Source organism: Pseudoalteromonas sp. KS88, assembly GCF_004766475.1.
Classification (GTDB): domain Bacteria; phylum Pseudomonadota; class Gammaproteobacteria; order Enterobacterales; family Alteromonadaceae; genus Pseudoalteromonas.
Genome location: NZ_PYHV01000004.1, coordinates 39,850 through 51,690, shown reverse-complemented (window position 1 = coordinate 51,690; position 11,841 = coordinate 39,850). Strand labels below are relative to the sequence as shown.

Genomic DNA, 11,841 nt, shown 5'->3' with positions numbered 1-11,841 from the left:
ACCTTTATCAGCCCGCTATTGCAGGCATTATTTAAATTTTGAGTTTAGTTTTCACGCGTGTGGTTAAACGTCACTTCAGGGTAACGCTCAATTGATAAGTTAAGATTTACACGGCTTGGGGCGATGTAAGTTAAATTATCACCGCCATCCAACGCTAAGTTACTTTCACACTTACGCTTGAAGTCTTCAAACTTTTTAACATCTGTTGAGCTTACCCAGCGAGCGGTATTTACATTCACGCCTTCGTAAATCGCATCTACGTTGTATTCAGCTTTTAAGCGAGCAACAACCACATCAAACTGCAACACACCTACTGCACCAACAATCAAATCATTGTTAATTAGCGGTCGAAAGACTTGCACTGCACCTTCTTCTGAAAGCTGCACTAAACCTTTGAGTAATTGCTTTTGTTTAAGTGGATCTTTTAAACGGATACGACGGAATAACTCAGGGGCAAAGTTAGGGATACCGCTAAATTTCAGCTTTTCGCCTTGGGTAAAGGTATCACCAATTTGAATTGTGCCATGATTGTGCAAACCTATTATATCACCCGCGTACGCATCAGCAGCTCGCTCACGATCGCCCGCCATAAAGGTCACTGCATCAGAAATACTCACCTGCTTACCAATACGCACATGATTCATTTTCATGCCTTGGCTATATTTACCCGATACGATACGCATGAAAGCAATACGGTCACGGTGCTTTGGATCCATGTTAGCTTGTATTTTAAAAACAAAACCTGAGAAATTATCTTCATCTGCAATTACTTGACGATCTTCAGTTTCACGAGGTAATGGCGTAGGTGCCCACTCCGTCAAACCATCTAATACGTGGTCAACACCAAAGTTACCTAGTGCTGTACCAAAATACACAGGCGATAACTCGCCCGCTAAGAACAGATCTAGGTCAAATTGATGTGATGCACCAATTACCAGCTCAAGCTCTTCACGCAATTGCTCTGCAAGTTCGCCGCCAATGGCTTCATCTAACTCTGGGTTATCAAGCCCTTCAATGCTGCGTACTTCTTGGATTGTATGGCCTTGGCCTGTTTTATACAAAATAGTCTCGCCACGGTGAATGTGGTAAATACCTTTAAACTCTTTACCACAACCAATAGGCCAGGTGATTGGCGCACAGGCAATGTTAAGCTCTGTTTCAACCTCGTCCAATAATTCCATTGGATCACGAATGTCACGGTCACATTTATTCATAAAAGTAACGATCGGCGTAGTACGCAAACGCGTTACTTCCATTAATTTACGAGTACGATCTTCGACACCTTTTGCAGCGTCGATAACCATTAAACATGAATCTACTGCAGTCAATGTACGATAAGTATCTTCTGAGAAGTCTTCGTGCCCTGGCGTATCAAGTAAATTAACTAAGCGCTCATTATATGGAAATTGCATTACAGAAGTGGTTACTGAGATACCACGCTCTTTTTCCATGTCCATCCAGTCAGATTTAGCATGTTGATTAGAGCCACGACCTTTTACCGTACCGGCTTTTTGAATTGCCTGTCCGAATAAAAGTACTTTTTCAGTAATGGTGGTTTTACCCGCATCCGGGTGAGAAATGATCGCAAAGGTGCGTCGTTTATTAATTTCACTAGATAAATTAGACATGTAAGCCGCTTTAAGTCATAACAAGGCACAGCTAAACATGCCAAAACGAAGGCGTTTGTTGTGCATTGTAGGTATAAAATAGAATTACTAACATTATACCTTGTTTGTGCAAGCCAAAAAAGCAACGATTGCAAGTAATTAACGACATTTGAGAATTTACTTAACCTCAACAAAATAGGTACGATCAGCACTAAACTTGTGTAATTTTTCCCTACGGCATACTATTGTAAGATTACATGGAGGATATTTTGTTTGGGCATGAAAACCAGTAAGCTAAGTATAAGATTATTATGGTATATCACTCCACTTGTGATCTTGCCATTGCTATTTTTAGGGGGCTTTACATTAACAAATGTAACCAACTCAACCCAAAAACAAGCTGAGCTTATAGTGAGTCGATTTGTTGAACAACAACAACAAAAAATGTTTAACTACATTGATTCATTTCATTCAACTTCAAAGCTCTTATCTACCTCACCAGTATTGAGTGATTTTCTTGCTGATGACATGCTTAGCAATGGGAACTATACGTCTCAACTTGGTGACCTGATGGATGTGTTCGCCAGCTACTCTGAAGCTTACCCCGATATAATTAGCGTTAATCTTGTTTCTCCAAATGGAAAGAGTAAAGCGTACTACTCAAGTAATTTAAATACCCCCCCAACTGACTACCCATTTTTCTCGCGTGTATTACAAAGCAACCTGCGCCAGCAACAATTTATGGTGCAAAAAAACGATGGTACAACCAGCCTGTATTTCATTCAGCGCGTTTACAGTGCTGATTATTATTTAAAACGGCCCCAACAATTAGGGTTTATTATATTGCATGTTGAACCTTCTATTTTGAATACAAGCATTCTAGAAGCACCGTATAACAACACGCTCAACCTGCTGTTAACAGAAGACGGTAAAATTTTATTTAGTTCTGACTACAATAAGCGTGGCCAATTTATTAGTGAGTATGAGCTTAAGCAAATTCATAATCTTGCTGACTTAGGTAAACTTTCCACCATCGAGTTATCCAGCATAGATAAAATAGAGCGTATGATTTACGCCGTACAAATGAGCGGCGGTTATTATTATGTCTCAACCATTCCGAAGGCTTTGCTTTATCAATCAGGTAAAGCAATCAGTTTGATTACTGCCCTGATAGTTATCATTTCTGTTATCACTTTACCTATGCTGATTTTTATTGTTGTTCGTAATCTATTACTCAACCCGATTGAATCATTAGGAGCTGCCAGCCATCGAGTTGGCGATGGTGATTTATCTGTGTATTTACCCGCTCATAATAACGATGAAGTGGGTGTGTTGTTTAACGACTTTAACCACATGGTAAACCAAATACGTCATTATCAAGACGAACTTGAAGAATACAAGCATCACCTTGAGGATAAAGTAGAAAGCCGAACCCGAGCACTCGAAACAATGAATAGTCAGCTTGAATCTGCCATTGCGCAAGCTGAACAAGCAAACCAACTTAAGAGTCGCTTTTTGGCGAATATGAGCCACGAGATTCGCACACCTTTAACAGCAATTATGGGTTTTACAGAGCAGCTTTTACACAGTAAAGAAGCGAGCTCTGACGAGCTACATTTAGCCACGATTTTACGTAACTCTAAGCATCTATTAGAGTTAATTAACAATATATTGGATCTTTCGAAAATAGAAGCAGAGAAACTTGCTGTTGAAAAAGAACCATTAGATATTGTGCAGCTAGTGCACGACATTGATTCGATTATTCGCCCCCTTTCGCAAGAAAAAAACCTCAAATGCGAAATCAACTACCATTTGCCTTTACCCAAAATAATTAATTCTGATACAACGCGGTTAAAGCAAATATTGATTAATATTGCCAGCAACGCGGTTAAATTTACCGAGCAAGGTTTAATAAAGCTAGATATTACTTATGAACCAAATTCGCAATTAATTGAGTTTGCCATTAAAGACAGTGGTATAGGCATGTCGGAGCATGAAGTAGAACGTGTTTTTAAGCCTTTTGAACAAGCTGATGCCACAACCACTCGCCGCTTTGGTGGCACAGGACTGGGACTGTGTATTTCTAAAAATTTAGCGCAATTACTAGGCGGAGACGTATACGTACAAAGTACACCGGGGATGGGCAGTTGTTTTAATGTAAAAATAGCGTGTAACTTGCCTGAAGAAAGCCAACCCCCAATGCTGACGGAGCTCAGTCAGTTAAAGCCAGAAAAAGACACTCTACTTTCATTCGCATCAAATAGCTTTGATGCAAATATACTGGTCGCTGAAGACAACCCTGATAACCAAGTGCTTATCACATTACTACTGCAAACCTGGGGGTTAGACCCTGATATAGCTAACAACGGCGCTGAAGCTGTAGAAATGGCGTTAGTTAACGATTATCAGGTCATCATTATGGATATGCAAATGCCTGTTATGGGCGGTTTAGAGGCAACTCAAATGCTTCGCCACGCAGCCTACGACGGCCCTATTATTGCACTCACCGCGAATGTCATGAAACATGATATTGATACTTATTTAAAAGCCGGTTGCAACGAAGCATTAGCCAAACCGATTGATAAAGATGCACTAGAGAATGTTCTTGTTAAATACTTACATATCGAAAAAGACAGTCAAAACAAATGGGATAGCTTACTAAATAGTGAAAAGTTTCAACAGATAAATGAAAATTATCGCTCAAAACTACCTGAACATTTAGCGCAAGTTAATGAGTTATACCAAGCTGGAGAGTGGGAGGTGCTAAGAGCACTGGCTCATAATTTAAAAGGCAGTGCCGGCTGCTTTGGGTTTAGTAATATTCACCATGCTGCAGCAGAGCTTGAAGATAATTTACGGGGCAGAGATACGGATCATAACCGCCGAGATTATTTGGCTCTAAGCTTAATTGAAGCAATAAAATACACAATAAACCACGACGCACTATCCAAAAAGCAAAGTCATTCCCATTAGGATGGCGTCTTCATGGCCATTTTTTGTAGGGTCATCACTAGGGTAATAGTTTTTACGTACAGACATTTCACTAAACCCTGCTCGCTCATAAAGCTTAATCGCACGTGTATTTGTTTCTCGGACTTCTAAAAACAGATTTTCAGCACTGTGTTGCTCACCGTAATCGACAAACTTCTCAAGCAATTGCTTTGCTATGCCCTGCCCTTGATATTTAGGCATCACACAAATATCCATCAGGGTAAAATCAGGCCCTGCCTTTTCACCAATGTAAAACCCCACCATATCAGGACCGATGAAAGCTGCTAAATTAAAATAACGCCCCGATAAACAGGATTTCATGGTGCTTAGTGTCCATGGATGGCTATGACATGCACTCTCGATTTCCATCAGCGCGTCGATTGAAGTTTCAGTAACAGTTTTAAAGGTTATCAAGTTTATCGCTCATCAGCGCCCACAGCGCACGTTTATGTTCAGGTTTAAGCTGTGCTGAAGGTAAACTCAACGTGTCGTTAAGCCAGTTTATAGCTTCTGCTTGGATCACATGATTAATCGTGTGTGGCGAAACGGCTCGATTTAGATCGGCCAACAACACAGCGTTAAGTTCAAGTCTGTTACTTTTCGACTCTGCCACTGGGCTTCTTTCGGCTGATTGTTCTTGGTGAGTATCCGCACTATCATATTGCGCAGTTTCACTACGAAAATGCTGATTCAGTTCGAGGTTTTCTATACCAAAAATAGCTGCGTAACGTGTATGCATAACAACTCAGTAGATTTAAACACTGGAACAATATAAGAAGTAATAAAAACGATGTAAAGAAGAAATGGCAGGGGCGGAGAGATTCGAACTCCCAACCGTCGGTTTTGGAGACCGCTGTTCTACCAATTGGAACTACGCCCCTGCAATGACGATGAATTATAGAGACCTTTCGCTAAAGGTAAAGTAAAAAATCAATTTTTTGGTTTGTTTGCTTTTTAAATAAACAAAACGGCGAATAAGCATGCTAATTCGCCGTTTTTTAATCAATTAGGAATACCGCTTAGCTGTTATTCCCACTCGATAGTTGCAGGAGGTTTACCTGAAATATCGTAAACAACACGTGAGATACCGTCGATTTCATTAATGATACGGTTTGAAACCACACCTAAGAATTCATACGGCAAATGTGACCAACGCGCTGTCATAAAGTCGATGGTTTCTACACAACGAAGTGAAACAACCCAATCGTACTTACGTGCATCACCCATAACCCCTACCGACTTAACCGGTAAGAATACAGTAAACGCTTGGCTTACTTTGTGGTATAGCTCTGCTTTATGAAGCTCTTCAATGAAGATAGCGTCTGCGCGGCGAAGTAAATCACAATATTCTTTCTTGATTTCACCCAGTACACGCACACCTAAACCAGGTCCAGGGAACGGGTGACGGTAAAGCATGTCGTACGGTAAGCCTAACTCTAAACCAATTTTACGTACTTCGTCTTTAAACAATTCACGTAGTGGCTCAACTAAGCCCATCGCCATATCATCTGGTAAGCCACCCACATTATGGTGAGACTTGATCACGTGTGCTTTACCTGTCGCTGATGCAGCAGACTCGATTACGTCCGGGTAGATAGTTCCTTGACCCAACCACTTCGCATTTTTAAGCTTTTTAGATTGCTCATCAAATACGTTAATAAATGTGTGACCAATTGCTTTACGCTTATCTTCAGGGTCAGATTTGCCCGCAAGATCCGCTAAGAACTGGTCTTCAGCATCTACTTTAACAATATTAAGGCCAAACTTATTACCAAACATGTCCATAACTTGCTGACCTTCGTTTAAACGAAGTAAACCGTTATCAACAAACACACACGTTAGGCGATCGCCTATTGCGCGGTGAATAAGCATCGCCACAACCGATGAATCAACACCGCCTGATAAGCCTAAGATAACTTCGTCATCGCCAACAGTTTCTTTGATACGCTCGATGGCGTCATCAATGATTTTTGCTGGCGTCCACAGTTTTTCACAGCCACAGATATCAATTGCAAAACGTTCTAATAAACGCTGACCTTGATGCGTGTGTGTTACTTCTGGGTGGAACTGAACGCCATAAAAACGCTTTTCTTCGTTAGACATTGCCGCATGCGGGCATGTAGATGTTTTAGCTGTAGTAGTGAACGTATCTGGAATTTCCATTACTTTATCACCGTGGCTCATCCATACGTCGAGTACGCCATTACCGCCATCAGTAATGTGATCTTCAATGGCATCAAATAATGCACAGTCACCTACTTTTTCAACTTGGGCGTAGCCAAACTCTTTTTTGTCAGAGCTGTGTACACGACCACCCAGTTGTGTTGCCATTGTTTGCATACCGTAGCAAATACCTAACACTGGCACACCAGCATTAAATACATACTCAGGAGCACGCGGGCTGTTTTCTAGGGTTGTTGACTCAGGGCCACCAGAAAGAATGATACCTTGTGGGTTGAATTCACGGATTTGCTCTTCCGTGACATCCCATGCCCACAGTTCACAGTAAACACCAATTTCTCGCACACGGCGGGCGATCAATTGCGTGTATTGCGAACCAAAGTCTAAAATAAGAATTCGTGAATCGTGAATGTCTTTGCTCATTGAGGGTCTCGTTAGTCAAGAACTGGCATTCAGGTAACCTGAATGACTATAAATAAGGGCCAGCAAATGCTGGCCCGGTAATTTCAATACGTTAGGTAGATTAACCTAAGCGGTAGTTAGGCGCTTCTTTAGTGATTTGCACATCATGAACGTGCGATTCACCCATACCCGCCGAAGTAACGCGTACAAACTGTGGTTTAGTGTTTAGCTCATTTATTGTGGCACAACCGGTTAATCCCATTGCACTGCGCAGGCCGCCCACTTGTTGGTGAATTATGGTTGCGATTGGGCCTTTATAAGCCACTCGACCTTCAATCCCTTCAGGAACTAGCTTGTCAGCTTGATTAGATTTTTGGAAGTAACGATCTGATGAACCTTCTTTTTGATCCATCGCACCTAAGCTGCCCATACCACGGTATGATTTGTAGTAACGACCTTGGTAAAGCTCAACTTCGCCAGGTGCCTCTTCAGTACCCGCTAGCATAGAGCCAACCATGACACATGATGCACCAGCAACTAATGCTTTTACGATATCACCTGAAAAACGAATACCGCCATCGGCAATAACTGGAATGTCGCGACCTTTAAGGCCTTCAACAGCATCAGAAATAGCCGTAATTTGTGGTACACCACAACCGGTTACGATACGTGTCGTACAGATTGAGCCTGGGCCGATACCTACTTTAACTGCATCAACACCCGCATCAGCAAGGGCAATCGCACCTTCAGCTGTTGCTACGTTACCTGCAACAATTTGTAAATCTGGGAATGCTTGGCGTGTTGCCGCTACGCGGTCAATAACACCTTGAGAGTGGCCGTGTGAAGTATCAATGAGTAATACATCTACGCCTGCTTCAACTAATGCAGCAATACGCTCATCAGTTCCGGCGCCAACACCAACAGCTGCACCAACACGTAGACGGCCTTGCTCGTCTTTACATGCATCTGGCTTGTCTTGTGCTTTTTGGTAATCTTTTACTGTGATCATACCTTTTAGCTTAAAGGCATCATCAACAACAAGAATTTTTTCGATACGGTGTTCGTGCATTAAGCCTAAAATTTCTTCGCGTGCTGCACCTTCTTTTACGGTAACAAGCTTGTCTTTTTTAGTCATAACAGTTGAAACTGGTTGCTCAAGTTTCGTCTCGAAACGCATATCACGGCTGGTTACGATACCAACAAGGCCATTATCAGCATCCGTTACCGGAAAACCTGAAAAACCTTTTTCTTCAGAAAGTGCAACTGCATCCGCAATGGTTAAATCCGCTGTAACAGTAACAGGATAAGAAACAATGCCCGCTTCGTACGTTTTAACTTTACGTACGTTTTTAGCTTGTTCTTCAATTGTCATGTTTTTGTGGATAAAACCTAAACCGCCCTCTTGCGCTAAAGCAATCGCTAAGCGAGCTTCGGTAACAGTATCCATAGATGCTGAAACTAGCGGCAAGTTAAGTTTGATACCACGCGTTAAGCGAGTTGAAATATTTGCCGTGTGTGGCAAAACAGTAGAATGACCTGGTACTAAAAGTACGTCATCAAAGGTAAGAGCTTCTTTAGCAATTCTAAGCATTTTGGCAACTTCTCACATGTGGATCTTGTATAAGGAATTGCGGCCAAATTTTATCAGCGTTATCGGCATGAGTAAATAAGATTTAGCAAATATTTATGATAAAATACCCCCATCAGCGTTTTTAAGGTTCGTTTTATGGCCATAACTTCAAAGCAGCAAACGATTTATACCGTCTCCAGGTTAAATCGAGAAATAAGAACAGTGCTCGAGCAAGGATTTGCGTCGTTAATTTTAACGGGGGAGATCTCAAATTTTATAACGCCCGCATCAGGTCATTGGTATTTCACTTTAAAAGATGACCGTGCTCAAGTAAAAGCCGCGATGTGGCGCGGTAATAATCGTAACCAACGTTATCGTCCTGAAAATGGCGCACAAGTGACTGTGCGAGCACGGGTCTCTTTGTACGAACCCCGTGGTGATTATCAATTAATTGTTGAGCATATGGAAGCCGCTGGTGAAGGTCAGTTAAAACAAGAGTTTGATGAATTAAAAATGCGCCTTGCAGCACAAGGGCTGTTTAGCTCTGTGCATAAAAAACCTTTACCTAATGTTGTGCATCGGGTGGGAGTGGTAACCTCCGCTACTGGGGCTGCAATAAAAGATATATTAACGGTACTCAAGCGCCGCGCTCCACAACTTGAGGTGGTAATTTACCCTGCCATGGTGCAAGGTAAAGATGCACATTTACAGTTAATTGATAAAATAACCCTCGCGAATATTCGTAATGAAGTCGATGTACTCATAGTTGGCCGTGGCGGCGGCTCACTAGAAGATTTATGGTGCTTTAATCACGAGCAGCTTGCGCACGCCATTTTTGCAAGCGAACTGCCAATTATTAGTGCCGTCGGCCATGAAATCGACACCACAATCAGTGATTACGTTGCCGATATACGTGCAGCAACCCCCAGTGCAGCCGCAGAGCTTGTTAGCCCAAACAGTGCTGAGTTAACAAATCAAGTTCAGCAAATGCTTAATCGCTTAGCGAATGCATTTAAACACCAAGTGGCTGATAAATTCAGACTTGCTGTGCAGCTGGAGCATAAACTCACACTTTGCCACCCTCGCAACCAACTTACTCAGCAAGCGCAACGCTTAGATGAGCTCACTCTTGCACTGCAAAATGCCATGCAGCAACGCCTTTATCAACAAGAGCGCCGTTTAGCTAACTTAAAGCCTCGTTTGTTACAGCGCTCCCCCGATAGAAAGCTTTCGCAAGCGGATCATCAATTGCAACAGCTGCAAGCGCGATTACAACAATCAATGCAACAGCAGCTGGGGAGTGCTAAAAATAACCTTGCGATGCAGGCTGGTCGATTAGACTCAGTTAGCCCCTTAAATGTGCTCGCGCGCGGGTATAGCATTACTAAATCAAAACAAGGTAAAGTGATTAAGTCGGTAACACAGGTTAACTCTGGTGATATTTTAATTACAGAGCTGGCCGATGGCACCATTGAGTCTCAGGCTAACTAAAAATTACTGCTCTGTGCTGAGCAACAATTTAAAATCACTGTCACTCGAAGTTGATGTGCTGGTTTTAAATTGTTGCCAAAACGCTTGCTTCACTAACTTATCGTTTAATTCTCGCCATTGCCTGTGATCAAACTCTTCATTGCCTTGCGGCGCGACAAGTTCAAACTTGCACACAGAGGTTTTACACTCAGCACTGACTAATTCAGGGGCAATAGATAAGTCGGCTGTTATCAAAAAATCCTGTAAGGCAACTTCAGTGCGGTAAGCCCATTCCTCATCACGTTTTTGCTGGTCAAATTTATCAAGCAGCATTTGCTCAAAATCAGAAGGGCCTTGTAGTTGTTTTCGATAACTTTTCACTGCAGCTTTTTGTGTTGCAAGCTCACGCTTTAAAGCAACAACTTGCAGCTGTAATTGCTCTGTAACGTTAGCATTATCATTATTACTATTAATTTCAGTTTGCTGTACAGATGTTTCAGCAACATCCAACGTAACTGTTTGGATGGGTTCTAACCTGTTTAATGATGCTTTTGAAATTGATTGAATATGCTTTTTCTCAATGCTTTGTTCAAAAGGAGCGGTAAGCAAAAAATAGCCTGAAGCTATAATAATACCCGTAATAAAGGCGAGTAATAAAGACAATGGGCTATTTTTTATCATTACGCGGTAATTCCTTTACGGCATTTATAACATGGCACTAGTGTGCGATTCGTTCACAGGCTCTGCTTCTAAAAAGTTTTGATTCATGCTTTCTGCTGGACAAGGACAGTTTGGCTGACCAACTATTTTAGCAGGAACCCCGACAGCAGTGGTATGCGGCGGTACCGGGCTTAATACAACTGAGCCTGCACCAATTCTAGCCCCTTCACCGACTTCTATGTTGCCAAGTACTTTTGCTCCAGCACCAATTAAAACGCCAGCGCGAATTTTAGGGTGACGGTCACCTTTTTCGTTACCAGTACCACCCAGCGTGACAGATTGCAGAATGGATACGTTGTCTTCGATTACCGCCGTTTCCCCTATTACTATGCCAGTTGCATGGTCAAACATAATACCATGACCGACTTTACAAGCAGGATGGATATCAACGCCAAATACTTCTGAGGTACGGCTTTGAATAAACCGCGCGAGTTCTTTGCGGTTTTGACGCCAGAGGCAATGGGCAAGTCTATGTGCTTGTATTGCATGAAAACCCTTTAAGTTTAAAATGACTGTTAAGTAAGTATCGGCAGCTGGGTCACGATCTTTAACTGCTTTTATGTCATTTGCAACGTGGGTCAACATTCGGTCACAATCAACAAAGGCTTGGTCAAATAGTTCTCTAATGGTGAATGCTGATACAACCGCATCAGCTAATTTATTAGCCACAATAAAGCTTAACGCCGAACCTAAACATTCGTGGTTCAAAATACATGAGTAAACATGGCTTGCTAATAAAGGTTCACGCGTGACAACTTCATTTGCTTCAGAACGAAGTTGTTGCCAAATTTCATGACGCATAGGACGGCCTTAAATAAAATATAAATGTGCTTTAGGTAAGTTTAACGGATTTAATGACTGATGTGTTAATACTGTCATTATTTGTTCTGGCTATTAGAT

9 protein-coding genes and 1 tRNA gene are annotated in these 11,841 nt (G+C 41.9%); 2 read left to right on the top strand and 8 right to left on the bottom strand.

All coding sequences use genetic code 11. The annotated features are described in order from the left end of the window. Window positions 1-44: 44 nt before the first annotated feature. On the bottom strand, window positions 45-1,628 hold the full coding sequence (gene prfC / locus C7Y70_RS01425; RefSeq protein WP_135473119.1) for a peptide chain release factor 3: 1,584 nt from the start codon (window positions 1,626-1,628) through the stop codon (window positions 45-47). Window positions 1,629-1,886: 258 nt separating this feature from the next. Here prfC and C7Y70_RS01420 point away from each other — a divergent pair, with 258 nt between their 5' ends. After that, window positions 1,887-4,580: a hybrid sensor histidine kinase/response regulator gene (locus C7Y70_RS01420; protein ID WP_135473118.1), complete on the top strand. Its 2,694-nt coding sequence runs from the start codon at window positions 1,887-1,889 to the stop codon at window positions 4,578-4,580. On the opposite strand, the gene rimI is transcribed toward C7Y70_RS01420, so the two are convergent. The 5 genes from rimI to guaB form a co-directional block, all read right to left on the bottom strand. Next, a complete protein-coding gene (gene rimI / locus C7Y70_RS01415) occupies window positions 4,551-5,012 on the bottom strand; it encodes a ribosomal protein S18-alanine N-acetyltransferase (RefSeq protein ID WP_210114648.1) in 462 nt (153 codons plus the stop codon). The two genes, C7Y70_RS01420 and rimI, sit on opposite strands and share 30 nt — an antisense overlap. After that, window positions 4,999-5,337, bottom strand: coding sequence for a hypothetical protein (locus C7Y70_RS01410; protein ID WP_135473117.1), 339 nt, complete (start codon window positions 5,335-5,337; stop codon window positions 4,999-5,001). The genes rimI and C7Y70_RS01410 overlap by 14 nt, the downstream gene beginning before the upstream one ends. Window positions 5,338-5,402: 65 nt before the next feature. Next, a tRNA-Trp gene (locus C7Y70_RS01405) sits at window positions 5,403-5,479 on the bottom strand. Between the two features lie 145 nt (window positions 5,480-5,624). After that, window positions 5,625-7,202: a glutamine-hydrolyzing GMP synthase gene (gene guaA / locus C7Y70_RS01400; protein WP_099294919.1), complete on the bottom strand. Its 1,578-nt coding sequence runs from the start codon at window positions 7,200-7,202 to the stop codon at window positions 5,625-5,627. A 100-nt stretch (window positions 7,203-7,302) separates the two neighbouring features. Next, on the bottom strand, window positions 7,303-8,772 hold the full coding sequence (guaB, locus tag C7Y70_RS01395; RefSeq protein WP_099294920.1) for an IMP dehydrogenase: 1,470 nt from the start codon (window positions 8,770-8,772) through the stop codon (window positions 7,303-7,305). Between the two features lie 135 nt (window positions 8,773-8,907). Here guaB and xseA point away from each other — a divergent pair, with 135 nt between their 5' ends. Then, window positions 8,908-10,242 (top strand): exodeoxyribonuclease VII large subunit, encoded by a 1,335-nt coding sequence (xseA, locus tag C7Y70_RS01390; RefSeq protein ID WP_135473116.1) that lies wholly within the window; start codon window positions 8,908-8,910, stop codon window positions 10,240-10,242. Between the two features lie 3 nt (window positions 10,243-10,245). Here xseA and C7Y70_RS01385 read toward each other — a convergent pair whose 3' ends face one another. Further along, window positions 10,246-10,902: a hypothetical protein gene (locus C7Y70_RS01385; RefSeq protein WP_135473115.1), complete on the bottom strand. Its 657-nt coding sequence runs from the start codon at window positions 10,900-10,902 to the stop codon at window positions 10,246-10,248. Between the two features lie 24 nt (window positions 10,903-10,926). Then, window positions 10,927-11,742 carry a serine O-acetyltransferase gene (gene cysE / locus C7Y70_RS01380; RefSeq protein WP_099294923.1) on the bottom strand — a complete coding sequence of 272 codons (816 nt, stop codon included), beginning with the start codon at window positions 11,740-11,742 and terminating at the stop codon, window positions 10,927-10,929. Between the last annotated feature and the right edge of the window lie 99 nt (window positions 11,743-11,841).